Raw genomic sequence first — 26,918 nt, forward strand, 5'->3', positions numbered from 1 at the left:
GTGCTGCGTTTGCCCCGCCGGGCGCTGCCCGCCGGAGCTGTCCTCTATGCCCGCGCGCTGTTCTTGAGCTCTGCACGCGCGGCGCTGACCACGGACATGAACTCACGTGCGCGCTCCGTGAGGACCTCGTCCTTGCCCGCCGCGAGCGCCGCGGCGTCCACGAGCTCGCCGCCGACCCCGAGCGCCACGGCGCCGGCCTCGATGAAATCCCTGGCTGTCGTCAGGTTGACCCCGCCGGTCGGCATCATCTTCACCTCCGGGAGCGGCGCGCGCAGGGCGCGCAGGTACTTCGCGCCCCCCATCGCCGAGCACGGGAACAGCTTCACCGTGTCGGCGCCGGCGTTCCACGCGGTGATCACCTCGGTCGGCGTGAGCGCCCCTGGGAAGACCGCCCTCCCGAGATCGTGCGCCGCGCGGATGACCTCCAGGTCGAGCCCCGGGCTCACGATGAACTCGGCGCCGGCCTCGATGCACCTGCGGGCCGCGTCCGCGGTGAGCACGGTGCCCGCGCCGACGAGGACGCGGTCCCCCATCCGCGAGGCGATCTCGCGCATGACGGACAGCGCGTCGGGGACGGTCATCGTGATCTCGACGACCTCGATGCCGCCCGCGCACAGCGCGCGAGCGGCCCGCGCGGCGAGCTCTCCGCTCGGCGCGCGCACGACGGGGACGACGCCGATCTCCTCGATGCGGCGGACGACTTGCTCCCTGCTCATCGCTCGATCCTCGCGCCGGCTCCGCTCATGGCCCTCCGCACCTCGGCGAGCGACGCCATCGAGGTGTCCCCCGGGGTCGACATCGCCAGCGCGCCGTGCGCGACGCCGCACTCGAGCGCCCACGCTGGGCGCTGCTCGGTCAAGAGGCCATAGATGATCCCCGAAGCGAACGAGTCGCCGCCGCCCACGCGGTCCAGGATCTCGATGTCTCGCTGCGGGACCTCGTGGAACTCGCCCTCGCAGTACAGGACGCCACCCCAGCCGTTCACGCTGGCGGTCCTGGCCGTCCGGAGGCTCGTGGCGACGACCGAGATGTTGGGGTACGCCGCGACGACCTCGGAGATCATCCGGCGGAAGCCGCTCGTGTCGAGCTGGCTGTAGCTGCTGTCCACGCCGGACACCTCGAAGCCGAGGCCCGCGACGAAGTCCTCCTCGTTGCCGAACACGCAGTCGACGTACGGCATGAGGGCGCGATTGACCTCGCGCGCCCGCTGCTGGCCGCCGAAGTTCTTCCACAGCGAGGGCCGGTAGTTGAGGTCGTAGGAGATCCGCACGTCGTGCGCGCGCGCGATTTCCATGGCCTCGTGCGCCACGCCGGCCGTGGTCTCCGACAGAGCGCAGAAGATGCCGCCCGTGTGGAACCAGCGCGCGCCGCGCTCGAAGATGGTCTTCCACGGCACGTCGCCGGGCCTGAGCTTGGACGTCGCGCTGTGGCCGCGGTCCGAGCAGCCGGCGGCGGCGCGGGGCCCGAAGCCGCGCTCGGTGAAGTTGAGGCCGTTGCGCACGTCCCGGCCCACGCCGTCGTAGTCGACCCAGCGCAGGAAGGACGTGTCGACCCCGCCCTGGAGCATCAGGTCCTCGATGAGCCGCCCCACGGCGTTGTCCGCGAGCGCCGTGACGATGGCGGTGCGGAGCCCGAAGCAGCGCCGGAGCCCCCGCGCCACGTTGTACTCTCCACCGCCCTCCCAGACGTCGAAGGTCCGCGCCGTGTGGACGCGGCGCTCACCCGGGTCGAGGCGCAGCATCACCTCGCCGAGGCTCACCTGGTCCCAATGGCAACCCTTTGCACTGCGAATCTGCATCTTCATTCTCCTCGACGGCTCATCCAGCCGCCGTCCTCGTCCGAGCGCTGGGCGGCCGACGACCTGCGCATCCACCCCGCGTCGTTCACGAGGATGTCGAGGCGACCGAGCTCTGCCCCGCAGGCCGTGGAGTGAACGCCGCCCCTTCGACGCATGAATGAGTTATTGAACTAGCGGGCTGTTCGGCAAGGCTTTCAACACAGCCTCCGATGCCCCACGCCGTGCGCGTGGGAAGCGAGCCGGCGGCGTGCGGCGCTGCGACGATGTTGGAAAACTTATCGAACAGTTCTCCAGCGTCGCCTTATCCAGGGTTGGTGATCGATCCCGATCCCAGGGTCGAAAGACGGCCGCGCATGACGGCCTGCTCAGGGGAGAGCGAAAGGAAACCCCAGGGCAAATTGTGAACGTTCACATAACGGGTGTCAACCAAAATGGATCGGCGCTAGGCCATCCTCGATCCCGATGGGCGCGCAGCGGCGGCCGGCCGCCGCGCCCATGACCCAGGTCGAGGAGATGGCGGCTCGCCGCCGCCACGCCGTCGTGTTGGTCGACGGCGACCACCGGACCGAATCGTCCAGCCCGCCCGCGGCAGCGGTGATCCCAGATGCTCCCTGCTGGGACAGGCCCTTGACCGGAGGCAAGCGGATTGGAAATTGGAATCTATATCGAACGTGGAAGCGGTCCGGTGCCTGCCTCTCTCACCGCGGCGCTCCGGAGGAGACTTGCCCGCCACCCGAGTCCGAGCTTGGCCTCATGGAGAAATGGTGTTGACATCGCTTATGTGAACGTTCACATTGGAGCCTCCTTATTCTGCTTTGCCATGAGGGGGTCGTCGTGCGCAGCGACACCTTCGCTATCGGGATCGCGTTCGGCACCGACTCCAAAAAGACTCCACCATGAAAATACTCACGAGTATTCCCACGACTTTCGCCAAGTTGTGCCTGATGATGACGCTCTCGCCGCTCGCCGCGTGTGCGTCGTCTTCCGCGACCACCGCGACGTCACCCGAGACGGCGGGCGACACGAGCAAAGCGGCGGCCCCGCTGGCGGCGCCGGCGGAGCAGCGGGGTCCGATCCTCGACACGCACATCCATCTCTACCAGGTCACGCGTCCGGGCGGCGTCGTCTGGCCGGAAGCCAAGCAGAAGCCGATCTACCGCGACGTGTTGCCGCCCGAGTATGAAGCCATCGCGAAGCAGAATGGCATCATCGGCACCGGCGTCGTCGAAGCCAGCCCCGTGGTCGACGACAACTTCAAGGTCCTCGAGACGACGAAGGGCAACGACTTCTTCAAGTTCCTCGTCGCGCAGCTCGAGATCGGATCGCCGAGCTTCAGCGCCGATCTGGCGCGCCTCGCCGCGGACCCGCGTGTGGTCGGCATTCGCGGCTTCCTCTGGAGCCCGAAGCTGACGCTGGACGCAAAGCAGCTCGCCTCGCTGGAGGAGCTCGCGGCCAAGGGCATGACCCTCGACATCATCAGCCGCGGCACCCTGAACCCGAAGGACAAGGTCGAGGCGCTCGCGACCGCGGTGCCCAGGCTCCGTATCATCATCGACCACCTGGCGGGCGCGAAAGGGCCGACGCCGGATCCGGCCTGGGTCGATGCGATGCAGCGGCTGGCCAGGCACCCGAACATCTACATCAAATTCTCGTCGTTCTTCGACATGTACAACCCGGCCGCCACCGAGGACGATCCCTGGAAGGCGCCGACCGACCTCGCGGCGTACAAGGCGCACTTCGATGTGCTGATGAAGGCCTTCGGCGAAGACCGGCTGATCTGGGGCAGCAACTGGCCCGTCGTCGACATGGGCGGCAGCCTCGCTTCGGAGATCGAGATCGCCGAGCTCTATCTCAAGGAGTTTGGTCAGGAAGCACGTGACAAGGTCATGTACAAGAATGCGCAGAAGTTCTACGCGCGTCACCCCTGAACAGCGGCGTCCCGGGCGCCACGACGAAGGCGGCGCCCGCCGCACCGCTCATGGATCGTGAAGCAACGCCACGTCGCTTCGGCTTCGGCCATTCGACATGGCGCTCTGTTCTCTGGCAGAACGAAGCGGCCCCGGCTGCGGAGCGCGCCGTGAAAGCCGCGAGTGAACGAAGTCGCTCAGCGAGGCAATGACAGCATGAAAGCCCTGACGATCACGGGTCCGTCGGTTGCACAGGTGAGCCAGATCCGCGAGCCCAAACCGGCGCACGATGAGGTGTTGATCCGCGTGCAACGGGTCGGTCTGTGCGGCTCCGACTTGAACACGTTCTTGGGCAAGAACCCGATGGTGACGTACCCTCGGGTGCTGGGGCACGAGGTGGCCGGCACGATCGTGGAGCTCGGCTCGGGCGTCGAGGCGGACTGGCGCGTCGGTGCCGACGTCACGTTCACGCCGTACACGGCGTGCGGCGGGTGTCCCTCGTGCCGCGCGGGACGGCGCAACGCCTGCCGCGACAACAAGACCATGGGTGTACAGCGCGATGGCGCGCTGACCGAGCTCGTGGCCGTGCCGTACCAGAAGCTCTTCACGTCACGGAAGTTGAGCCTCACGGAGCTCGCGCTCGTCGAGCCGTTCTCGGTAGGCTTTCACGCGGCGGCGCGGGGGCGCGTCGAGGCCGAGGAGACCGTGCTGGTGATGGGTTGCGGCGGCGTGGGGCTCGGGGCCATCGCCGGCGCGGTGAGCCGCGGGGCGCGCGTGATCGCGCTCGACACGCAGGACGAAAAGTTCGCGCTCGCCAGGGCGCTCGGCGCGCGGGAGGCGGTGCTCGGGAACGCCGATGCACGCCAGCGCGTGATGGACCTGACGAACGGCGACGGGCCGGATGTCGTGATCGAAGCCGTGGGCGCGACCGCGACGTACCGCGACGCGGTGGACTGGGTGAAATTCTGCGGCCGGGTCGTGTACATCGGGTACGGCAAAGAGCCGGTGAGCTACGAGACCAGGCTGTTCGTGATGAAGGAGCTCGACATCCTCGGCTCGCGCAACTGCCTGAACGAGTTCTCGGACGTGATCGCCTTCTTCGAGCGACGCACGTTCGACCCGAACATCCTGATCTCGAAATCGATCCCCATCGAAGGCGTGCCCGAGGCGCTCGCTGACTGGGCTGCCCACCCCGGTCGAACGTCCAAGATCATGGTGGGCATGTCGTGAGCGCACACGAGCCTCGCGTGGGTACGCGCCCGCTGAGCCGCCGGAGCACTGACATGGGCAATCCGATTCTTCAGTTCGGCACGAGCCGGTTCCTGCAGGCTCATGCGGACTTTTTCATCTCGGAGGCGCTCCTCGCCGGCCGCGCGCTCGGGACGATCACCGTGGTGCAGACCACGTCGAACCCCGAGAGCCGCGCGCGGATCGACGCGCTGCGCGCGCAGGCGCGTTACCCCGTGCGGATCCGCGGGCTGCGCCGCGAAGAGGTCGTCGATACGATGATCGAATGCAGCTCGATCACGGAAGCGCTCGACGCGAACACCGATTGGCCGCTCGTGCGCGAGCGCTTCGCGAAGGATGCGCGCGTCGTGATCTCGAACACGAGCGACAGCGGATACGCCTGCTTGCCCGAGGACACGGCGACATTGCTCGCGCCCGGCGCGGGCGTGCCGCGCGGGTTCGCCGCGAAGCTCGTCGTCCTGCTGCGCGCGCGCTTCGACGCGGGCGCCGCGCCGCTCACGCTGCTGCCTTGCGAGCTCGTCTCGAACAACGGTGACACGCTGCGTGCGCTCGTCGCCGGCGTCGCGCGCCAGTGGGGCGCCGATGCCGCCTTCCTGCGCTACATCGAGCACACGTGCATCTGGGTGAATTCGCTCGTCGACCGGATCGTCTCCGAGCCGATCCGCCCCGTCGGCGCGATCGCCGAGCCCTACGCGCTCTGGGCGATCGAGCGGCGCGAGGGAATGGTGCTGCCGTGCCAGCATGAAGCGATGATCGTGACGGACGACCTGCTCCATTACGAACGCTTGAAGCTGCTGTTGCTTAACCTCGGGCACACCTACCTCGCCGAGCGCTGGCAGCAGGGCGGGCGCCCCGCGGACGAGAACACGCTACACGCGATGCGGGATCCAGCCTTGCGCGCCGATCTGGAGGCGCTCTGGCGCGACGAGGTGGTGCCCGTCTTCGATGCGCTCGGCAAGGGCGCTGCCGCGCGCGCCTACCTCGACGAGGTGCGCCAGCGCTTCCAGAACCCATTCCTCGATCACCGGCTCTCCGATATCGCGCGCAACCATGGCGAAAAGAAGCGACGCCGCTTCGGGCCGGTGATCGAGCTCGCGCGCGAGCTCGGCCTGAACCTCGAACAGCCCCAGCTGCGCGCGGCGCTCCGCACGGCCGTGACCGCGTGAGCATGTGAGGCTGCCCAAAGGAGAGATGCAGATGAGAAAGATGCGTTGGGTCGTGCTCTTCCTGTGCTTTCTCGCCGTCGCCATCAACTACATCGATCGCGCCAATCTGGCGGTCGCGGCGCCCCAGATCGAGAAGGAGCTCGGGATCGGCCCCGCCCAGATGGGGTTCATCATGAGCGGCTTTTTCTGGACCTACGCGCTCATGCAGATGCCGTTCGGCTGGTTCGTCGACCGCGTGGGTGCGCGCATCGCGCTGCCGATCGCCGTCGGCTGGTGGTCGCTCTTCACCGCTGCGACCGCCGGCGTGTCGAGCGTCGCGGCCATGTTCGGCTGCCGGTTGCTGCTCGGCGTCGGCGAAGCCGGCGCCTACCCGGCCTGCGCCAAGCTCGTGAGCCAGTGGTTCAAGCCGCGCGAGCGCGCGCTCGCGACGGGCATCTTCGACAGCGGCGCGCGCGTCGGCTCGGCGCTGTCGATTCCCCTCGTCGCGCTCATCATCGACACGCTCGGATGGAAGGCGGCCTTCATCATCACGGGCCTGTTCGGCGCGGTGTGGATCCTCGGCTGGGTCGTCATCTACAGGAGCCCCGCGCATGGCGACATGACGGGCGAGAAGGACGTCGTCCACGCAGCGCCCGCAGAGGACGCGCAGAACAGCGTGACGTGGGCGTCGCTCTTCCGCCATCGCACGCTCTGGGGCATGATGCTCGGCTTCTTCTGCCTCAACTTCACCAACTACTTCTTCATCACGTGGTTCCCGAGCTACCTCGTGCAGACGCGCGGCTTCTCGCTCAGGTCGCTCGGCACGCTCGGCATGATCCCCGCGCTGATGGCGATCCCGGGCGGCTGGATCGGCGGTCTCGTCTCCGACGCGCTCTATCGCCGTGGCTGGAGCCTCACCGCCGCACGCAAGACCTGCATGGTGGGCGGCATGCTGGTGTCGTCGGCGATCACGTTGTCGGCGTTGACCTCCAACATTTATCTGATGCTCGGCTTCTTCGGCATCTCCTACGCGAGTCTCGCGTTCGCCGGCGCCAGCATCTGGTCCCTCCCCGGCGACGTCGCGCCCACGCCGCGCCATGTGGCTTCGATCAGCGGCATCCAGAACTTTGCGTCGAATCTGGCCGGCATCGTCATCACGACGTTCACCGGCGTGATGCTCTCGCTGACCAAAGGATCGTTCACGATCCCGCTCGTCGTGGCGGGCGGCTTCTGCCTGCTCGGCGCGTTCAGCTACCTCGTCATCGTCGGCAAGATCGAGCCGCTCCAGGTCAGGTCGGTACCGAGCGCAGCGAGGTACCCCAGCCTGGAGATCGACCGAGATAGTTCGCCTACCAGCGCGGGATGAGGCCGTCCATCCGGCTCGATCGCCGGAGGCGGCTAGGCGGGCCGTTCGACGTGCGGCGGAACGAGGCCGAGCCTGGCCTCCGACAGGCGTCGTGGGCTCAAAGGGTGACGCCCCGCTTCCAGAGCGCGATCTCGCGCTCGCCGTTCTCCTCGGCGCGGGTCGGACGGCCCGAGGCGGTGGCCAGCACCAGGTCCATCAGGGCGTCGGCGGCCGTATCCATGGATTCGCCCGCAGCGATGCGGCCGGCGTCGAAGTCGATCCAGCGCTGCTTGCGCTGGGCCAGGCTGGAGTTGGTGGCGAGCTTGAGCGTCGGCGCGGGGAAACCGAGGGGCGTGCCCCGGCCGGTGGTGAAGAGGATGACCGTCGCGCCGGCGGCGGTGAGCGCAGTGGACGAGACCGCGTCGTTGCCAGGGGCCTCCAGCAGCGCCACGCCCGGCTTGCCGCGGATCTGCCCGCCGTAGTGGACCACCTCGGTCACCGGGGCGCGGCCGGCCTTCTGCACCGCGCCCAGGGACTTTTCCTCCAGCGTCGTGATGCCTCCGGCGATGTTGCCGGGCGAGGGGTTCTCCGACACCGGCTCGCCGTGGGCGATGAAGTAGCTCTTGAAGTCGTTCACCACGCCGACGATTCCCTCATAGACCGCCTCGCTCTCGGCGCGGGTCATGAGCAGGCGCTCGGCGCCGAAGATCTCCGGGATCTCGGTCAGGATGGCCGAGCCACCGGCGGCGCAGACCTTGTCAGCGATGCGGCCCACCAGCGGGTTGGCGGTCAGCCCCGAGAAGCCGTCCGAGCCGCCGCACTTGAGGCCGATCACCAGGTCGGAGACGGGGCAGGGCTCGCGGCGGTCCTGCTCGACGATCCTCACGAGCTCCTCGACGGCCTCGAGGCCCGCCTCGATCTCGTCCTCGGCCGTCTGGGTGGTGAAGGACCGCAGGCGATCCGGATCGAGGTGCGCGGCGCTCTCGAGGAGCAGAGCGAGCTGGTTGTTCTCGCAGCCCAGGCCGATGATCAGCACTCCGCCCGCGTTCGGGTGGCCGGCCAGGGCCACCGTCATCCGGCGGGTGGCCTCGAGGTCGCCCCCCAGCTGCGAGCAGCCGAAGGGGTGGGTAAGGGCATAGACCCCATCCACCCGGCCCTTGAAGCGCTTGTCCGCCTCGGCGGCCACCTTCTGGGCGGTGCGCGAGACGCAGCCCACGGTCGATAGGATCCAGATCTCGTTGCGAGTGCCCACCCGCCCGCTCTTCCGCCGGTAGCCCATGAAGGTGCGGTCTTCGGTGGCGGGGAGGGGCTCAGGGTTCGTGGGCTCGTAAGCGTAGGTGTCGAGGCCGGAGAGCGCGGTGGCCAGGTTGTGCGTGTGCACGTGGTCGCCCGGCTGAATAGCCACCGTCGCCCGCCCGATTGGCCAGCCGTACTTCCGCACCAGCTCGCCAGCGGCCATCGCGCGCAGCGCCACCTTGTGTCCGGCCGGGATGTCGACGCGGGCGGTGATCGCGTCGGCCACCGAATCGCCGGCGGCCAGGCCGCGCACGGCGACGGCCACATCATCTCGGGGATCGATCTGCAACAGGGAGGCTGCCAAGCTCATCGTCAGTCACCAATCGTATTCGCGCCGTTCAGGAGCGGTACGCCGAAGTTCGGCGTTCCGTCTGCATTCCATTCGAGCCGCTGGACGCGCGTGTGACGGTTCGGGTCGTAGAGCGGGTCCCCCGTGATCTTCTCGTAGTTCCGCGCGTGGTACACGAGCACGTCGATCGATCCATCCGCCGAGGTCGTGAACGAGTTGTGGCCCGGGCCATACAGCCCGTTCGCGCTGACGAACACTGGATTGGCGTTCTTCGTCCACGAGCTCTGGCTCAGCAGGTCGCCCGTCGCGCTCGCCGTGAGCAGGCCGAGGCAGTAGCGGTCGTCCGTCGCGCTCGCTGAGTAGCTGATGAAGACCCGCCCATTCCGCTGGAGCACGGCAGCACCTTCGTTGACCGCGAACCCCGCCGTCTCCCAGGCGTGCTCGGGCTTGGCGATCCGCACGCTGGGCCTGGCCAGGGTCCACGGGTTCACCATGGCCGCGATGAACAAGCTGCTGTTGTCGCCCGCGACGCTTGGGTCCTCCTGCGCCCACACGAGATAGCGCTTGCCGTCGTGCTCGAACGTCGTCGCGTCGAGCGCGAAGGTGTCCGAGTCCGTCACGATCTTCCCTCGCTCGATCCATGTGCCATCCATCGGGTTGGCCGATGAGCTCTCGAGCGCGTACATGCGAATGGCCCAGATGTCGGTCGAGCTTCCGGCGGCGAAGTAGATGTACCACTTGCCGTCGATGAAATGGAGCTCTGGCGCCCAGATGTGCGCCGCCATCGGGCCGGTCGCGTGCTTCGTCCAGACGACCTTCGGGGTCGCGCTGGCCAGGCCTCGTATCGTGGTCGCGCGCCTGATCTCGATGCTATCGTACGCCGGCACGCTCGCGGTGAAGTAGTAGTAACCGTCCGTATGCCGCGTGATGTGGGGATCGGCGCGCTGCGAGATCAAATAGCCGAGCGGTTCGAGCGCGAACGACGCCTCCGCACGCTCGACCGCCGTGCCGTCGAGCGCGTGCGCATAGATCTGGTAGTTCAGGCGCCGGAGATAACGTGTCGCATCCGAGTGCCACTGCAGCGAGACCATCGTCGGATCCCCGTTCAGCGCGGGCACGATCCGGAACGTGGCGTCGCTCCGGAACGCGGTGGACTCCGTGAACACGTCGATCCACAGAAGGTGGCTCCTCTCTTCGGGCGGGGTCTGCCAGAGCCCGCTCGCCCGGTTGGACGTCTCACTCTGCAGCGGGTACCGGGTCGAGTTCATCCTGTCGACGTGCAGGTAGCGACCGCCGAAACCCACAGGCTCGAACGACACCAGCGTCGGATCATCCGGGTTCGCCAGGCCGGGCACCACTCTCCACTGGAAATCGGCAGGAAGCTGGTTGTTTGCCCTGTCGTCGAGGTCGGTGATCATCGCGTGATAATAGGAGTGCGCGACGTAGAGCGGGGCGTCCTCCCTGTGCGTCGTGCGGATCTGGTAACCCCCTCCGACGTCGTCGTCGAGATTGGAGAGCTCGAGAGCAGCGGGGGCGGCGAGGGCCGCATACTCCGGGTCCTCGCTGGCCGGTGAGTCGAAGACGACGCGTACGGGCTGAGCTCCGTCGGCCTGCCAGTCATCGACGCTGCTCAGGGTCACGGTCTGCGCCGTGCTCCAGTTCGCCTCCGTGAACGTCAGGTCCGCGTGGCTCAGCGTCGCCTCGGTCGTGTCGCTGACGCTGAGAGCGATCGTCACCGGCGCGCTCGGCGGCGACGCGAGGAGCACGGTGAACGTCACGGGCGCGCCGCGCTCGGCGAGGGTCCCCGACGGGTCGCTGACGACGATCGCCGCCGTCCCTGGACCGTCGTCGTCCGTGTTCGTGATGTCAGCGGACTCCGCGATGAGGCCGTCGCACGCTGGGTCTCTAGAGACCGAGGGCCCGAAGCGGACGCGGAAGATCCGATCCCCGTCGCTCTCCGCGTCGTCCACGCCCGCGACCGTGATCTCTCGAGGGACGCTCCAGTCCTCCGCCGTGAAGGAGACGGTCGCCGGTGAGACGGAGCCTTCGGTCGCATCCGAGCTCGAGACCGGTACCGTGACAGGCCCGCTCGGCGCGGCGTCGAGCGCCACGCTCACGGTCACCCGCCCGCCGGACTCCGAGGTGCTGAGCGCTGTGCTCGCCGTCGTGATGCGCAACGAGTTGCTCGGTGATCCGGTCGACGCGTCCGGCGCATCTGTCGAGGGCCGATCCGAGCACCCGACCACCACGAGCAGCGCGGAGAAGGCGCAAGCTGCCGCCGTGAGCGTAACGCATGGCGCAGAGGTGGATGTGCACTCTGGGTGGGGAGATCTCGGTGCGCACATGATAAAGGGAGACTCCTCGCTGTAGGTGCCGCGGATCGGGTAGGATGGTCAGTAGTGGGCGATGATCGCGTCGAGCTCCGCCTGCGTGACCCGGACCGCGTTCGCGTGGCGCACGCCGGACGGGAAGCGGTACTGCGCGCTCGGGAGCTCCGTCCAGGAGCCCGGATCCGCGTCGAGATCGGTCGTGCTCCAGCACCCGAACACACCGCCGTTCAGGTAGTAGTCGGCGAACAGGTACCATCGACTCTGCCGCGGATCCTTGATGACAAACGGCCCCTCCGTCGCCCGTCTGCTGCTCTGGGTCGACCCGCGCGTGATGTAGCCCGGACTCCATCGCGTGAACGTCCCCGGATCGAGCGCGAGCGTCGAGGAGCGCGCGATCTGGATGTCCTTGCCCGATCCGGTGAGCGCGCTCCCGCTGCTGTCCGTCTCGTCCTTGAAGAAGAGGTAGTTGCGGCCGTTCCATTGCGTGATCGTCGCGTCGATGACGCTGTAGCCCGGATCGAAGAGCACGTCGGGCGTCGGGTTGACGATGGTGACGAAGTTCTCGGTGTAGCTGACGTAGATGCGGTTCGCGCCCGTTGTGTCGTTCCCGGACCAGATGATCGCATAGAGCTTGCGATCGGGGTCGTAGTAAGCCTCCGGGGCCCACGCGTGCATCGGGGTCGCCCCGGGGCCGGGAAGGTTCGTGAGCGTGATCAGCCGGGGATTCGTGAAGGTGATGAGATCGGTCGAGTCCGCGACGAAGATCTTGGAGCTCGGATGGTTCCAGTAGTTCGCGTCGTTCTCCGAGAGCGTCCAGTCGGTGGCGATATAGATGTACGTTCCATCGTTCTTGCGGAACAGGAACGGATCGCGGATGTGGTTCGTGCCCATCCCGGTGAGCTGGTACGCAGGCCGTCCATCGGCGAGGGGCGACCAGCGGAGCCCGTCGGTGCTGTAGGCGAGGTGCAGCGAATCGCTCGCCACGTCCTGATTCGGCCCGAAGTAGCTCAGCACCCAGGCACCCGGGGAGCAGCTGGTTGCGTTCATCGTGGCCGTGTGCTCGCCGTTCGTACACTTGACACAGCTGCGGTCCGTGGTGCTGCTCCCCTCCGTGCCGACGAGCTCCCCCGGCATGCAATCGGTCCACGCGACGCATGTCGTTGCGGGATCGGCGTCGTCGTCCCAGGTGCCGTCCGCGCAATCGACGGGCGCCGCGGTCCCGCCAGCGCAGTACGTGCCCGGCGAGCAGCCGTCACACTGCGCTGGCGTGGCGCTCGTCCCCGGCGCGGTCTGCCTCGTCCCGGGCGCGCAGGGCGCGTGCGTCCTGCAGCTCGGCGCGTTCATCGTGTCGCTGAAGGTGTCCTCCGGGCACGCCGTGCACCGCCGGTCCGACGTAGGCGAGCCCTCGGCGCTCGCGAAGGTGCCTGCGGTGCAGGCTGTCCATGCGACGCAGCTCGTCGCGCCATCGCCATCGTGATCCCAGGTGCCCTCGGAGCACGCGGGGGGCTCGGCATCGGGTCCTGCGTCTCCGCCGGTCGTCGTCGCCGGGTCGCTGCACCCGGAGGTCCACAAGAGCGCCACCAGGAATCGTGCTCTCGATCTGCTTCCCGAACGTGCCATCTCGCTCCTCGGTTCCCCGCGTAGTTGCTGCGCCGATGGACGCCGGTGCCCGCCCGGTCCGATGTCCGGAGCTCGGGCTCACGTCCTGGTCCACAGCTGGTTCGGCTGGCCGCCACGGGCTTTCGTGCGACGATGTCGGACCGCGGAGAGCCCACCCCTGTTGCGCGGCGCAGTGAATCACGCGCCTTTCTCCGCGATGACCGAGCGAGCGGAGCCGTGCGGGGGTCGATCCCGAGGACGAGCGCCCTGCGCGCTCGACGGCCTGTCCTGAACAAAGCGAAGGGGTGGTTCGCGAGCGATTGTGAGCGCTCACATCAGCGGCGTCAACCGAAATGGCCCGGCGACGAGCTCACGTCGTACAGCAGGTTGTTGCTGAGGGCGTCGATAGTAGATGCGATGGCCATTCGTGCCTGAGTCCGACGGCGAAGGCGATGGCCAGTACGCGGCTTGCCGCGTCCCGGTCTCGTTCATCGACCGGTGTTTCCGGCGGGATTCCTGGCGCGCGGGGTTACACGGCCACGTGGAGGGGCTGCACCACCGCCGCGAACACCGGGAGCGCCTCGCAGCGCGCCGCGTGCGCGGCCAGCGCCGGCCGCCTCGCGGCGTCGGTGAGGGCCGGGTGCGCCTCGGAGGCGAAGCGCAGCGCGCAGGCGACCGCGATGTCGGCGTGGCTGAAGGCGCCCAGCCACCAGGTGTCGCCGCGCCGGGCGGCGCGCTCCCGCTCCAGCAGGTCGAGCGTCTCGCCGATCTGCGCGGTGCAGCGCTCCACCCAGACAGGGCTCCGGCGCTCGCCCGTGCGCAGCACGTGCTCGTAGAGCAGGCTCACCGCCTTGTCCGCGAGCCCCGTGGCGAGCGCGGAGATCCGCAGCCCGGCGCGGCGCGCCTCGCCCGAGCGCGGCAGGAGCGCGCGATCGGGCCCCACCAGGTCGTCGAGGGCGTCGAGGATCGCCGCGCTCTCGACGAGCGGCTCCCCGCCGTCCGTCACGAGCACGGGGACCCGCCGGAGCGGGTTGTACTTCGCGATGGACTCCGCGTCGGCCCACACCGACCACGGGCGGTGCTCGTACGCGAGCCCATAATGCTGGAGCGCCACGGCGACGCGGCGCACGAAGGGAGAGTCGTACTGACCAATCAGGATCATGGAGGCTCGTTTAACCGAGCCTGCCGCGCGCGGCTACCAGACAGCGCACGTCTTGGTCGGCCGCATCGGCGTGCCCGGCGCGCACTTGAAGGCCTCGCCGAACTCCGGGAGGTTCACGAGCGGGCCGTTGACGCGGAACCGCGGCGGGGAGTGCGGGTTCACCTGGACCATCAGCCGGAGCGCCTCGTCGCGCAGCTTGCCGCACCAGGACTGCCCGTGCGCGAGGAAGAACTGCTGATCTTCCGTGAAGCCGCCCGCGACCGTCTGCTCCGCCGCGCCCTTGCGCATCGCGCGGTACGCCATGAACGCGAGCTTGACGCCCCCGAGATCCGCGATGTTCTCGCCCAGCGTCAGCTTGCCGTTCAGCTTCAGCCCCGGCAGCGCCTCGAAGGCCGAGTACTGCGCCTCGATGCAGCCGGTCTTCTCCTTGAACGCCGCCCCGACCTCCTTCGACCACCAGTCCTCCAGGTTGCCCTTCTGGTCGAACTGCGAGCCCGCGTCGTCGAACCCGTGCGTGAGCTCGTGCCCGACCACCATGCCGATGCCGCCGAGGTTCACCGCCGCGGCCGAGCTCACGCTGTAGAACGGCGGCTGCAGGATGCCGGCCGGGAAGACCATGTGGTTGCGCTGCGGGTCGTAATAGGCGTTCACGGTGGGCGGGCTCATCTGCCACTCGTCGCGATCGAGCGGCTTGTCGATCTTCCCGAGGTCCCACTGCGTGTGGAAGGCGCGCGCGGCGAGCGCGTTCTTCGCGTACGATCTCGGATCGACCTCGAAATCGTAGGTCCTCCACTTGTCGGGATATCCGATGAGGTACGCCATCGCGGCGAGCTTGGCGAGCGCGCGCTGCCGCGTGCCCTCATCCATCCAGTCGAGCGCCCGGACGTCGCGCGCGAACGCGTCGCTGATCTGGTGCACCATCGCCTCGGCCGCGGGCTTGCTCGCGCCGGGGAAGCTCGTCTTGACGAACGGCTGCGCGAGCAGCTCGCCGAGCGCGTCATCGGTCGCGTCCACGCAGCGCTTCCAGCGCGGCCGCACCTCCTTCTGCCCGGTGAGCGCGGCCTGCAGCGTGAAGCTCTCGTCGACGAACGCCTTGGGCAGCGCGGGCGTCATGGACCGCACCACGTGCCACGAGAGGTAGCTCTGCCACGCGGCGGGCTTCACTGACGTGAGCAGCCGTGAGAGCCCCTCGAAGAACCGGACGGAGGTCACGTTGACCTCCTTGACGTCCTGGAGGCCGAGCCCCTGGAAATACGCGTCCCACGAGAACGCCGGCGCGGCCTTCGCGAGCGCCGCCCGGTCGAGCTTGTTGTAGAGGCCCGCCGGGTCGCGGCGCTCGACCCGCGTCTTCGAGATCTTCGCGAGCTCGGTCTCGATCTGCAAAACATCGAGCGCCGCCGCCTTCGCCGCCGCCTCCTGCGCCCCGGCGAGCCGCATCATCCGCGCGACGTGCTCCTCGTAGGTCCTGCGGAGCGCCTTCGATTTGTCGTCCTCGTTGAGGTAGTAGTCGCGGTCCGGCAGGCCGAGCCCGCTCTGGTCGAGCTGCGCGATGACGCGGGTCGCGTCCTTCATGTCCTGCGCGGATTCGATGTCGAACAGCGCCCAGATGCGGCGGCGGTGGAGCTCGGTGACGAGCGCCCCGAGGCCCTTCGGGTCGCGCACCCGCCGCGCCTTCGCGAGGAGGTCCGCGATGGGCTTCGCGCCGGCGGCCTCGACCGCGGGCTCGTCCATGCACGCGCCGTAGTAGGCGCCGATCTTCTTGGTCACCGGATCCCGGTCGCCGGCGCTCGCGGCGTCCTCGAGGATGCGCCGGAGCTCCGCCTCGTTGCGCTTCTCGATCTCGTGGAAGCTCCGCATCCAGACGGACTCGTCCCCCGGGATCTCGGTCTTCGCCAGCCATCCGCCGCACGCGAACTGATAGAAGTCCTCGCAGGGGTTCGCCGATCGGTCGAGCGCGGCCTCGTCGAGCCCGACGCTCTCGAGCTTCGTCTCGACGACAGGGAGGCCCTGCGGCGCCGGCGGCATCAGCGCCTTCACGGTGGGGGGCGGGGGCGCCGGCGGCGGGCTCGCGGCGGGGCCGCAGGCCGCAAGCGCGGAGAGGGCCACGGTGAGCGCGAGGGGAGCGGCAGGCTGTCGGAGCGTGCGCATACAGCGCTCTACCACAGACCGGCTGCTGCGCGGGCTCGCGATGGCCGCCCGCCGCGGGAATCCGCCCGGAGCGGGGCCGGCCTCACTCCCTGTCGAGCTTGCCCATCAGGCTCAGCGTGAAATAGGCCCCCATGTACTTGAGGTGCGGGCGCACCTCGAGGTGGACCCGGTACCAGCCCGCGCTCCCCTCGACCTCGGTCACCGAGGTCCGCCCCTTGCGGAGCGGCCTGCGCGAGCGCACGGCGGGCGACACGACATCCATGTCCGCGACATACTGGCTGAGCCAGCTGTTCAGCTCGCGCTCGAGGTCCCCGCGCTCCTTCCAGGTGCCGATCTGCTCGCGCTGCATGATCTTGAGGTAGTGGGCGAGCCGGCTGACGAGGAAGACATAAGGCAGCTGTGTGCCGAGCCGGTAGTTGACCTCGGCGGCGCGCGCCTCCTCGCTCTGGCCGAAGTACTTGGGCTTCTGCGCCGAGTTCGCGGAGAAGAAGCAGGCGTTGTCCGTGTCCTTGCGGAACGTGAGCCCGATGAAGCCCTCCTCGCTGAGCTCGAACTCGCGGCGCTCGGTCAGCATGATCTCGGTCGGGATCTTCGTCTGGATGGCGCCGAGCGCCTCGTACTCGTGGAGCGTGAGCCCCTCGACCGTGCCGCCGGATTGCGGCCCGATGATGTGCAGGCACCAGCGGTGGCGCGCGAAGCTCTCGGCGAGCCGGGTCGCCATCGCGTAGGTGGGCGCCCCCCAGCAGTACGCCGCGTGGTTGCCGACGACGTCCTCCTCGTAGGAGAACGCCCGGATGGGGGCGGTGCTCGCCCCGTAGGGCAGGCGCAGGAGGAAGCGGGGGAGGAGCAGGCCGACGTAGCGCGCGTCCTCGGACTCGCGGAACGCTGTGTACTTCACGTACTGCGGCCCCTCGAAGAGCGCCTTGATGTCGCCGAGGTGCGGCACCTTCCGGTAGTCCTTGAGCCCGAAGAACTGCGGGCCCGCGACGGCCAGGAAGGGCGCGTGCGCCATCGTCGCCACCGCCGCGCATTTCTGGAGGAGCGCGATGTCCTGGGGCACGGGGCCGAACTCGTAGTTCGAGATGACGGCGCCGAACGGCTTGCCGCCGAAATTGCCGAACTCCGACGAATAGACGATCTTGTAGAGGCCGCTCCTCACGACCTCGGACGAATCCTCGAAATCCGCGAGCAGATCGTCCTTCGAGCAGTTGAGGATCTCGACGCGGATGTTCTCCCGGAAATCGATGTGATCGATGGCGAACTTCAGGCCTCGCCACGCGGCCTCGAGGCGCTGGAACACCGGGTGATGCAGGATCTCGTCGATCTGCCGCGACAGCCGCTGGTCGATCTCCGCGATCCACAGGTCGATGAGGGCGCTGTCCAGCGCCGCGCCGGCCTCCGGGCGGCCCGCGACCTTGCCGACCACCGCCTCCACGCCCCGCTTCACATCGTGGTAGGCGCCGCTCGTGGAGGCGACCCCCGTCTCCGCCAGGAGCTCCGCAAGGAGAGAGCCATTGCTCCCCATCACCGGCTCTTCGTGCTGCCCCTCTTGCATGTCCGGAAATTTACCACGGTCGCTCGCCGGCTGGAAGCGATGGACACGCCGGCGCCCGCGCGCCGCGCCCCGCCGCGCCCGGGCGGGGGCGGCGCGCGGCACGGCGCGGCGCCGCCAGAGGAGAAACGCGCGGCATGGCGCGGCGCCGCCAGAGGAGAAACGCGCCTCGGACGCCCGCGCGGAACGCTCCTTCAGCACGCGAGTCAGGTGTCGACCGGACATGAAAAGCCCATGGCGAACGCGCGACTGCAGTGTTACAAATCACGTGTGGGTGCTCCCACGGAAGCCGAAGACATAAGGGCTTTCGTTCGAGTCTGCCCGCTCGCGCTCCCGGATCAGGCGCCGACGCCCCCGCGGCGACGCCCGTCCTGGTCGTGGCCGCGCGGCGCCGCGCGGCGCCAGCGCTCCGAACGGCTCGGGACCGAGTGAAATGGGCAGTGGGAGCACGGAGGGACAGCGGACATCGGCTGTCTCTATCTCTCCGTGTGCCCTGTGCCTGTGGGATCCAGATTCTCTGTCTCTCATCCGGCGCGCGTCCGCGCGTCGCCGGCGTTCGGCGCCAACGCGCGCCATGGGTCGTGGATTTCGAGGAGAGGAGTGGGGATGGAACGCCTCGGGCTCGGCATCATCATCGGTATGGGGCTCGCCAGCTTGACGAGGATCACCCGTCCGACCGTCAAGAGGGCCATGAAGCTAGGCTTCGTCGCCGTGGACAGGATCAGGGGCTCGCTCGGCGAGGGCAGGGAGAGGCTCGCCGACCTCGTCGCCGAGGTGAGGGAGGAGATGGCGCGCCAGGAGCAGCGCGCCGGCTCGGGCGGCGCGCAGGGGTGGTCGCGCGCGGAGATGGAGCCGCCCGGGAGCTGACGAGAGGTGTTCCGGTGACCCGGCCGCGCAGGCCGGGAGGTGAGCCATGCCGAGCGATCGAGGGGTCGTCATCATCCACTGGGTTCCAGGGCGCGTGCGCCTCGCCGTCCCCGCGCTGCGCAGGGACCCGGCGAGGGCCGAGGAGCTCGCGGAGCTGGCGCGCGCCTGCCCCAGCGTCGTCGACGCGCGGGCGAGCGCGTGGGCGGGGAGCCTCACGGTCGAGCACGAGCCCGATGTCCCGCTGGAGGACGTCTTCTCCGAGCTCGCGCACATCCCCGAGCTCTCGGGCTGTAGCTGTCGCCCGATCGATGGGCTCACGCCCTCGCCCTGCGCGGCGCCCGCCGAGCCGCCGAGCCCGGGCCGGACGGCGCGCCTCGTCGTCCAGGCCGCGGACAGGCTGAACGCGGCGTCGCAGGTCGTCCCGCCGGCGCAGGTCGACCTCAAGCTCCTGGTGCCGGCGCTCCTCGTCGGGTCCGGGATGCTCCAGCTGCTGATGCGGCGCTCCCCGGGCATGCCCCACTGGATCACGCTCGTGAAGTACGGGGTCGACTTCTTCGTGGTGCTGAACCACGGCCGTATCCAGAGCTTCTTCGCGAGCGTGGGCGCGGGCGCGGGCGCGCCCACCGGCGGCGGGGCGGGGTGACGATGGCCGCGCTCCTGTCGACCGCGACCGAGCCGGTCTCGGTGGTCCACGCGATCCCGGGCAGGGTCCGCCTGCGGCTCCCGCGCCTCGGGAAGGACGCGGCCTTCGGCCCGCTGCTCGAGGCGGGGCTCACCGCCGTGCCAGGGGTCCTGTCCGTGCGCATCGCCGAGGGCGCGTCGAGCGCCGTCGTCGAGCACGACCCGCGGCACGCCGACCTCGAGGCCATCGTGGGCGCCGCCGCCTCGGCCTCCGCCGCGCCGGCCCCGCGGGGGGCGCTCCGCGCCGCGCGCGCCGCCCGGGAGGCGCGCCGCGCGGCCGCCCTCGCGAAGCGCCCGCTCTACCTGTCGAGCGTCGGCATGGTCCTCTCGCTCGGCAGCTTCGTCTCGCCGCTGCTCGCGTACCCGTTCATCGCGGCGACGTCCGCGCCCATCCTCAAGCGGGCGTGGGGCTCGGTGGTGCGGGACCGCAAGCTCAACGTCGACCTGCTCGACAGCCTGGCGATCGCGTCGGCCGTGGCGACCGGAAACGCCATCAACGCGGCCGGCATCATCTGGCTTGTCACGCTCGGCGACCACATCCGCGATCTCACCCAGGCGCGCGCCCGGCGCGCGATCAGCGGCCTGCTCGAGTACCAGCAGGATCTCGCGTGGGTGGTCCGCGGCGACGCGAAGGTGCAGATCCCGGTGGCCGAGCTCGCCGCCGGAGACGTCCTCGTCGTCTACACCGGCTCGGTCATCCCGGTCGACGGGACGGTCACGGACGGCGAGGGGCTCGTCGATCAGCAGACGCTGACCGGCGAGTCGATGCCCGTCCTCAAGGGCCCCGGCGACCGCTGCTTCGCGGCGACCGTCATCAAGGACGGCAAGCTGTACATCCGCGCCGAGCGGGTCGGCGGCGACACGACCGCCGCGAGCACGGCGCGGCTCATCGAGAGCGCGCCCGCGCTGGAGACGCGCGCGCAGAACTACGCCGAGCTCGTGGCGAACCGGCTCGTCCCGCCGGCCCTCGCCTGCTCGGCGGTCGTGCTCGCCGCGACGAGGGACCTCGGCCGCGTGTCGGCGATCCTGACGATCGACTTCGGCACCGGCCCGCGGGTCTCGGCCCCGACGACGGTGCTCGCGTCGATGAACGCCGCGGCGCGGCGTGGGATCCTCATCAAGGGCGGCGCCTACATCGAGAAGCTCGCGAAGGTGTCGACCGTGGTGTTCGACAAGACGGGCACGCTGACGTCCGGCATCCCCGAGGTGACGGACCTCGTCGTCCACGACGCCCTGTCCGAGCGCGAGGCGGCGACCCTCGCCGCCGCGGTGTCCGCGCGGCAGACCCACCCCGTATCGCAGGCCGTGCTCCGCCTCGCCGAGGCGTGGTGCCTGACGATCCCGGACCGGGAGGAGTCCCGCTACCTCGTCGGCCGGGGCGTGCAGGCCAGGGTGTTCGGCAAGGTCGTGCAGCTCGGCAGCCCCCGCTTCCTCGACGAGCTCGGCATCACCTGCCGCGCCGAGCCCGGCGCGAGGAAGGCGCTCGAGGCGGCGGCGAAATCGCTCCTCTTCCTCGCCGTCGACGGCCGGCACGTCGCCACGCTCGCCTGCCGCGACGCCATCCGGGCCGAGAGCCGCGCGACGATCCGCAGCCTGCGCGCGCGCGGGATCGAGGATATCGTCATGCTGACGGGCGACAGCCGCGAGGTGGCCAGGCAGGTCGCGCTCGAGCTCGGCATCACCCGGTACTTCGCGGAGATGCTGCCCGAGGACAAGGCGGAGATCACGCGCCGGCTGACGCAGGAGGGCCGCACGGTCGCGGTCGTCGGGGACGGCATCAACGACTCCCCGGCGCTGTCGTACGCCGACATCGGCATCAGCGTGTCCGCGGGCGCCGAGATCGCACGGGAGACGGCGGGCGTCGTCCTCGTGGAGGACGACCTGTCGAAGCTCATTGAGGCGATCGACATCTCGCGCGCCGCGATGCGCCTCATCCACCAGAACTTCTCGATGATCCTCGCCGTGAACGCGGTCGCGTACGCGCTGTCGATCCCCGGGCTCCTCAACCCGGTCGCGGCGACGCTCATGAACAACGGCTCCGCGGTCCTCGCCTGCGTGAACGGACTCCGTCCGCTCATGGCGGCGCCGCGCAGGAAGGCCCGCGCCGGCGGCCCCTAGCGCGCTCGTCAGCGCGCCGCCTCATGGTCCCGCAGCAGCCGAAGAGCAGGCCGCAGTCATCGGCTTGCGTCGGCTTGCGTCGGCTTGCGTCGGCTTGCGTCGGCTTGCGTCGGCTTGCGTCAGGCGTGCAGGCCGCCGAGCGTCGCCGACGCCGCGTGGCTCGCCGCCGGCCGCTCGCAGGGCAGCTCCACCGTGAACCGCGCCCCCTCGTCCGGCCGGCTGACGACGCGCACCGCGCCGCCGAGCGCCTCGACGATGCTCTTCACGACGTGGAGCCCGAGCCCGAGCCCGCCGAAATGGCGGCTCGACACCGCGCGCTCGAACCGGTCGAACACGTGCGGGAGCCGCGCCGCCGGGATCCCGATGCCCTGATCCTGCACCACGAGCTCTGCCGTGCCGTCCTTCCGTGCGACCGAGACCTCGATCGGCTTGCCCGCGCCGAACTTGAGGGCGTTGTCGAGCAGGTTCGAGACCACCTGCTCCAGCCTGCTCCTGTCCCACGATCCCACGACGGACGGCTCGGCGCGCACGCTCACGGACGAGCCGGAGTGCGCGATGCGCTCGGTGAGCCGTTCCAGGACGTCGTCCACGACCTCCGCGAGATCGACCGGCTCGACGTGCAGCTCCAGCCGGCCGGTGTGGAGCTGCGACACGTCCAGCACGTCGTCGATCAGCTGGACGAGCCGTTGCACCTGCCGATCCATCCTTTGCAGGGCGCGCGCGAGGCGCTCGTCGGACGCGTGGTCTCCCCGGCGGAGCAGCGCCTGGAGGCCGAGGCGCAGGGAGGTGACGGGCGTCCTGAGCTCGTGCGACGCGACGCTGAGGAACTCGTCGCGGACGCGCACCGCGTGCTGCGCCTCGCGGTAGAGGCGGGCGTTCTCGAGGGCGATCGCGATCTGGTCGGAGAGGAGCTCCAGCACGTGGACGCGAGCGCGCGTGAAGGCGTACGTGGTGAGGTTGTTCTCGAGGTAAACCACCCCGAGCCGCGCCTCGTTCCGCTGGATGGGCAGGACCAGGACCGACCGCGAGCCGCCCGCGGCGAAGTGAGGATCGCGGTCGCGCGCCGGCGCGCTGTCCGCGTCGTCGAGCACGAGGAGCTCGCGCGCCATGTGGGCGTGCTCGACGACCCGCCGGGGGATCTCGCGCGACCGGGAGAGCGGCGTGCGCTCGATGGAGACCGGGGTGGCGACGGACCCCTGGGCCCGCACGAAGAGCTCCCCCTCTTCCTCGAGCACGAGCGCGCCGCGCTGCGCGCCGGCGGCCTCCAGGCAGACGCCCAGGAGCTTCTCGAGCAGCCGATCGAGCACGATCTCGCTCGAGAGGGTCTCGGCGGCCTTGAGCAGGCTGAGCGCGTCGAGGGCGACCGCCGGGAGCCGCTCCGCGAGCTCGGGCTCGTCGCCGGGCCCGCCGAGCCTGAACTCCTCGGCGAGCGCGTGGGCCTTCTCCGAGGCTCCCCAGCGGGCGAACCCCTGGTGCGCGGCGCGCAGGTACATGGCCGCGATCCGCGCCCGTCCGAGCCCGTTGTAGAAGCGCCCAGCCAGCTCGTTGCCGAGCGCGGCGATGTGGAGGAACCCCCCGCGCGTCGCCGCCTCGACCGCCTCGTCGTACCGCGCGCCGGCGAGCTCGAACCTGCGCTCGACGCGGGCGATCTCCGCGTCGACGAGGAGGCGCCGCGGGCGGAAGTTCGCCGGGCAGCCCAGCTCCCACCTTCGCAGGGCGCGCTGCAGGTCGGCCACGCGCGCGAGCAGCGCGGCCCTCTCCTGCTCGTCGGCCTCATCACATCGCCACAGCAGCGTGAGCGCGGTGAACAGCGCGTACTGGCACTCGGGGATGTAGCCGCCGAGAAAATGAATGAACGGGGCCGCCGCGTCGGCGTGGGCGATGGCCTCGGCCAGGTCCCGGAGCAGGTACGAGACCTGAAGGCGCCCTATATGATACACGCACCTCGCCGGCGGCTCCCGCTGCGCCGCCTCGAGGAAGGCCCGCTCGTCGAACTCGGCGTCATCGGCCACGTTCCGGCCCCTCGTCAGCCCCTTGAGGCACCGGATCACCTGCCGGAAGGCGAGCTGGTAGAAGAGCGTCGACTTGTTGCCGGTCTGCCGGCTGAACGCGAACCCGTCGTTCAGATCGACCAGCACGCGATCGAGCTCCACCCCTGCGGCGAACGAGTGCGCCATGAGCCCCGTGCGCGCGTACGAGGAGAAGCGGAGCTCGCCGGACGACACGCCCAGCTCGATGATCTCTCGGAACGGCGCCCCGCTCGAGGCGAGCGGCGCGACCCACGGGTGGACGAACTCGTTGACCATGTACCGGGCGATCGTCTCCTGGGCGCGATCCTCGAACCGCCGCGCGAGCTCCGCGGCGAGCTGGCCGAAGCCCTGGGCGCTCGAGAGGTCGCCCTCGGCCGCCAGGAGCATCGCGTGCCCCGCGTAGGAGAGGATCGACTCGCTCGCGTTGCCGTGCTCCAGCGCGAAGCGGACGCCGAGGGAGGTGAGGAGCACCAGCTGCTTCCGGTCCGCGAACCAGGCGGGGGCCACCATCTCGGCGAGGAGCCTCATGCGGGCCCGCTCTTCCGGGCTGGTCACGCGGGGGAGATCGACGAGCGACTCGGGCGAGCGCCCCGCGAGCTGGCTGGTGATGGCTCGCCGCTGGGCCGCGATCTCCGCGTCGAGATCCGCCGCAGGCAGCTCGAGCCCGAAGTGCGCGCGCAGCGCGTCGCGCCCCCAGCCGAGCGCCAGATCGTGATCGCCGGTGATCGTCGCGCTCATGATCCGGAGCGCCTCCAGGTCGACCTTCTCCGGGATCGACGCCGCGTGGCGGAGCCCCTCCTCCACGAGCGCGCGGGCCGCCGCGTGCTGATCGGTCAGCGCGGCGCACTCCGCCGCGTCGCGGTGGAGGGAGAACCAGAGCTCGTAGCGCGAGCGGAACGCGCCGTCCGGCAGCAGCCGGAGGCCGCTGCGGAAGTACGCGAGCGCCGGGCCGAAGGCCGCGGCGCGGCGCGCCTTCACGCCGGCGCGGTGGTTGAGCTCGGCGAGGCGGTCCCGCTGCTCCGCGTCGAGCAGCGCGGCGCCGAGGTTCAGCTGGTCCGCGGCGTCGAACAGCGCGGCGTCCGTCCCGTTGGTGCAGGTGGCCTCGAGGAAGCGGCCGATCTGCAGGTGCAGCTGCATCCGCAGCTGCTCCGGCCCGAGCTCGTAGGCCGTCTGCTGCACCCGATCGTGGACGAACCGGATCGCGAGCCCCGCCTCGCGCTCGCACGTGCCGTCGGGCACGACGAGCCCCTCGCGGAGCGGCTGGACGAGCGACGCGGTCGTCTCGTCCACGGATCGGCCGAGCACCGCCGCGATGAGCCTGAGCTCCGCGCGCCTGCCGATGCACGCGGCGACCTGCAGGAGCTCCTGCGCCGCTTCGGGCAGCCTGCGGACGGACTCCGACATCAGCTGGACCACGTTGTCGGTGACGCCGACCCGCTCGATCCGGCCGAGATCCCACGTCCATGTCGAGCGGATCGCGTCGAAGAGGAGCAGGCCTTTCTCCTGGAGCGACCGGAGGAGCTGGCGGATGAAGAAGGGGTTGCCGGCCGTCTTGGCGAGGAAGAGCTCTGCGAGCGGGCGCGCCCGCTCCGGCTCGCAGCGGAGCGCCTCGGCGAGCAGCGCGACGACCGCCTCGACGCCGAGCGGGCCGAGCGAGAGGTGCGTCATCGGGGGCACCTGCGCGCCCCGGATCTCCTCGATGGTCTGGTGGAGCGGGTGCGCGGCGCCGACTTCCCTCGACCGGTACGCGCCGAGCAGGAGCACGTGCTTGCTGCCTGGATCCGCGGCGAGGGCGCGGAGGACGCGGAGCGACGCGGCGTCCGTCCACTGGAGGTCGTCGAGGAAGATCGCGAGCGGCGGCCGCTGGCTGGCCACCGCGCGCACGAAGTCCTGGATCGCGAGCAAGAAGCAGTTCTCCGCGCGCATCGGATCCGCGGCCGGCGGCGCGGGCGCGTCCCCGAGGAGCTCGGTGAGCTCCGGGCAGAGCTCGCCGAGGGCGCGGCTCCGCTCGCTGACGGCCTCCCTGAGCTGCGCGCGGCTCTCCTCCGGCTCGGCGCGGAGCGCGGCGGCGAGGGCGCGGAGCGCCTCTGCCAGGGACGCATAGGGGACGTTCGCCGCGCGCAGGTCGAACTTGCCCTTGATGAACCGCCCGCCCCGCTCGGCGACGGCGGCCTGCAGCGCCTCGACGAGGGCGGTCTTTCCGACGCCTGCCTCCCCGGTCACCAGCGCGAGCTCCGTCCCGTCGTTCGACACGCGGGCGAGCGCGCCGCGCAGCGCGGCGAGCTCGCGCTCGCGGTCGATCAGGCGCTCGGGCAGCGGGAGCCGCCGCGCGAGGTCCATGCGCCCGAGCTCGAACGGCGCGATGGTGCCTGCGGCGCGCCATCGCCTCCGCGCCTCGTGGAGGTCCTGGGCGAGGCACTCGGCGCTCTGGTACCGCAGGTCCGGCATCTTCGCGAGGAGCCGCTGCACGAGATCGGAGAGGACCGCCGGGACGCTGGGGCTCACGACGTGCGCGGGCACGGGGCTCCTCGCCATGTGGGCGTGCACGAGCGCGAGCGGATCGGCGTCCTTGAAGGGCGGCGCGCCGGTGAGCATGGCGTAGAAGGTCGCTCCCAGCGCGTACAGATCCGAGCGCGCGTCGATGAACCAGCAGCTGCGCCCCAGCTGCTCGGGGGACAGGAAGGGGAGCGCGTCGAGCTTCTCGAGCTCCACGGCGCGGGGCATGCTCGTGAGCTCGGCCGCGTCCGAGAAATGGACGAGGGTGACCTGCCCGTCCTCGCCGAGGACCACGCGGCCCGGGGCGATCGCGCGGTGGACGACGCCGCTCCCGTGGACGCGCGCGCACGTCTCGGCGAGCGCGATGGCGATGTCGAAGAACGCGTCCAGCGCGAGCGGCCCTCGCGCGAGCCGCCGCTCGAGGTCCTCGGGGCCAGCGTCCTCGAGGAGCAGCGCCGGCATGCCCTCCGGGCCCTCCAGCGCGAGCGGCCGCACGACCCCCGGCACGTGGAGCCGGCGCAGGAAGGCGTGCTCGCGCAGCAGGAGCGCCGCCGCCCCCGGGGCTGGATGACGCCCCCGAACGGTTTTCTGCACGACCATCCTCCCGGCAAGCCTCTGTCTGCGGAGCAGAAATCGGCTGCAGCGGTGGACCTCAGTCGCTTCCGCCCGAGTCATACGCGTTCCCCCTCGCGCGTTGCCGCGAGAATATAAAGCAGGATGTGTGCTGGTGCGAGCCGGGAAGTCCCGGGTCTCGCGATATGGGAGAGACGTCGGGTTGTGCGCTTCGCGCCATCGCGCGGCGGCGCCACCGCGAGCTCCGGCGACGACCGGCGACCGCCAATCCGGCGAGCGAAGGTGCTAGGATGAATCAGCGCATGTACGGGGGGCGGGCGGCTGCCCACGCGCC

The 26,918-nt window shown here is 70.1% G+C and carries 19 protein-coding genes; 9 read left to right on the forward strand and 10 right to left on the reverse strand.

What is annotated here, in order from left to right; all coding sequences use genetic code 11:
• Nucleotides 1–44: 44 nt before the first annotated feature.
• The 3 genes from WMF22_RS06895 to WMF22_RS06905 are packed head-to-tail and all read right to left on the reverse strand — an operon-like array spanning nt 45 to nt 1,953.
• Nucleotides 45–716, reverse strand: coding sequence for a bifunctional 4-hydroxy-2-oxoglutarate aldolase/2-dehydro-3-deoxy-phosphogluconate aldolase (locus WMF22_RS06895; protein ID WP_438035252.1), 672 nt, complete (start codon nt 714–716; stop codon nt 45–47).
• Entirely contained in the window at nt 713–1,804 is a 1,092-nt protein-coding gene (locus WMF22_RS06900) for a PfkB family carbohydrate kinase (RefSeq protein ID WP_438035253.1), read from the reverse strand. Before WMF22_RS06900 ends, WMF22_RS06895 begins: the two co-directional genes overlap by 4 nt.
• Complete coding sequence (locus WMF22_RS06905) at nt 1,801–1,953, reverse strand: hypothetical protein (protein WP_437298308.1); 153 nt, start codon at nt 1,951–1,953, stop codon at nt 1,801–1,803. The genes WMF22_RS06900 and WMF22_RS06905 overlap by 4 nt, the downstream gene beginning before the upstream one ends.
• Before the next feature lie 741 nt (nt 1,954–2,694).
• On the opposite strand from WMF22_RS06905, the gene WMF22_RS06910 reads away from it, so the two are divergent.
• The 4 genes from WMF22_RS06910 (at nt 2,695) to WMF22_RS06925 (ending at nt 7,464) form a co-directional block, all read left to right on the forward strand.
• On the forward strand, nt 2,695–3,726 hold the full coding sequence (locus tag WMF22_RS06910) for an amidohydrolase family protein (protein ID WP_438035254.1): 1,032 nt from the start codon (nt 2,695–2,697) through the stop codon (nt 3,724–3,726).
• Between the two features lie 195 nt (nt 3,727–3,921).
• Entirely contained in the window at nt 3,922–4,935 is a 1,014-nt protein-coding gene (locus tag WMF22_RS06915; protein ID WP_438035255.1) for a zinc-binding alcohol dehydrogenase family protein, read from the forward strand.
• A gap of 53 nt (nt 4,936–4,988) precedes the next feature.
• On the forward strand, nt 4,989–6,119 hold the full coding sequence (locus tag WMF22_RS06920; protein ID WP_438035256.1) for a mannitol dehydrogenase family protein: 1,131 nt from the start codon (nt 4,989–4,991) through the stop codon (nt 6,117–6,119).
• Between the two features lie 31 nt (nt 6,120–6,150).
• Nucleotides 6,151–7,464, forward strand: coding sequence for an MFS transporter (locus WMF22_RS06925; protein ID WP_438035257.1), 1,314 nt, complete (start codon nt 6,151–6,153; stop codon nt 7,462–7,464).
• A gap of 97 nt (nt 7,465–7,561) precedes the next feature.
• On the opposite strand, the gene WMF22_RS06930 is transcribed toward WMF22_RS06925, so the two are convergent.
• Both WMF22_RS06930 and WMF22_RS06935 read right to left on the reverse strand, forming a co-directional pair.
• Nucleotides 7,562–9,049: a UxaA family hydrolase gene (locus WMF22_RS06930; protein WP_438035258.1), complete on the reverse strand. Its 1,488-nt coding sequence runs from the start codon at nt 9,047–9,049 to the stop codon at nt 7,562–7,564.
• Nucleotides 9,050–9,051: 2 nt separating this feature from the next.
• Nucleotides 9,052–10,764, reverse strand: a complete 1,713-nt coding sequence (locus WMF22_RS06935; protein WP_438035259.1) for a family 43 glycosylhydrolase — start codon at nt 10,762–10,764, stop codon at nt 9,052–9,054.
• Here WMF22_RS06935 and WMF22_RS06940 point away from each other — a divergent pair.
• Nucleotides 10,736–11,398, forward strand: coding sequence for a hypothetical protein (locus tag WMF22_RS06940; RefSeq protein WP_437298315.1), 663 nt, complete (start codon nt 10,736–10,738; stop codon nt 11,396–11,398). The genes WMF22_RS06935 and WMF22_RS06940 overlap by 29 nt on opposite strands.
• Before the next feature lie 23 nt (nt 11,399–11,421).
• On the opposite strand, the gene WMF22_RS06945 is transcribed toward WMF22_RS06940, so the two are convergent.
• On the reverse strand, nt 11,422–12,492 hold the full coding sequence (locus WMF22_RS06945; RefSeq protein WP_438035260.1) for a glycoside hydrolase family 43 protein: 1,071 nt from the start codon (nt 12,490–12,492) through the stop codon (nt 11,422–11,424).
• Here WMF22_RS06945 and WMF22_RS06950 point away from each other — a divergent pair.
• Nucleotides 12,491–12,835, forward strand: coding sequence for a hypothetical protein (locus WMF22_RS06950; protein ID WP_438035261.1), 345 nt, complete (start codon nt 12,491–12,493; stop codon nt 12,833–12,835). The two genes, WMF22_RS06945 and WMF22_RS06950, sit on opposite strands and share 2 nt — an antisense overlap.
• Nucleotides 12,836–13,486: 651 nt before the next feature.
• On the opposite strand, the gene WMF22_RS06955 is transcribed toward WMF22_RS06950, so the two are convergent.
• From WMF22_RS06955 to tssC, 3 genes are all read right to left on the reverse strand, one after another.
• A complete protein-coding gene (locus tag WMF22_RS06955) occupies nt 13,487–14,119 on the reverse strand; it encodes a glutathione S-transferase family protein (RefSeq protein WP_437298317.1) in 633 nt (210 codons plus the stop codon).
• Nucleotides 14,120–14,152: 33 nt separating this feature from the next.
• Complete coding sequence (locus WMF22_RS06960; RefSeq protein WP_437298318.1) at nt 14,153–16,267, reverse strand: M13 family metallopeptidase; 2,115 nt, start codon at nt 16,265–16,267, stop codon at nt 14,153–14,155.
• Nucleotides 16,268–16,349: 82 nt separating this feature from the next.
• A complete protein-coding gene (tssC, locus tag WMF22_RS06965; protein WP_437298319.1) occupies nt 16,350–17,822 on the reverse strand; it encodes a type VI secretion system contractile sheath large subunit in 1,473 nt (490 codons plus the stop codon).
• Nucleotides 17,823–18,425: 603 nt separating this feature from the next.
• Here tssC and WMF22_RS06970 point away from each other — a divergent pair.
• From WMF22_RS06970 to WMF22_RS06980, 3 genes are read left to right on the forward strand one after another with little or no spacing between them, the layout of a single operon-like run.
• On the forward strand, nt 18,426–18,686 hold the full coding sequence (locus tag WMF22_RS06970) for a hypothetical protein (RefSeq protein ID WP_437298320.1): 261 nt from the start codon (nt 18,426–18,428) through the stop codon (nt 18,684–18,686).
• A 46-nt stretch (nt 18,687–18,732) separates the two neighbouring features.
• Complete coding sequence (locus WMF22_RS06975; protein WP_437298321.1) at nt 18,733–19,329, forward strand: hypothetical protein; 597 nt, start codon at nt 18,733–18,735, stop codon at nt 19,327–19,329.
• Nucleotides 19,330–19,331: 2 nt separating this feature from the next.
• Nucleotides 19,332–21,485, forward strand: a complete 2,154-nt coding sequence (locus WMF22_RS06980) for a heavy metal translocating P-type ATPase (RefSeq protein WP_437298322.1) — start codon at nt 19,332–19,334, stop codon at nt 21,483–21,485.
• Between the two features lie 119 nt (nt 21,486–21,604).
• Here WMF22_RS06980 and WMF22_RS06985 read toward each other — a convergent pair whose 3' ends face one another.
• On the reverse strand, nt 21,605–26,686 hold the full coding sequence (locus WMF22_RS06985; protein WP_438035262.1) for a sensor histidine kinase: 5,082 nt from the start codon (nt 26,684–26,686) through the stop codon (nt 21,605–21,607).
• Nucleotides 26,687–26,918: the final 232 nt, after the last annotated feature.

The sequence above is a fragment of the Sorangium sp. So ce204 genome (assembly GCF_051526795.1).
Lineage (GTDB): Bacteria > Myxococcota_A > Polyangia > Polyangiales > Polyangiaceae > Sorangium > Sorangium cellulosum_B.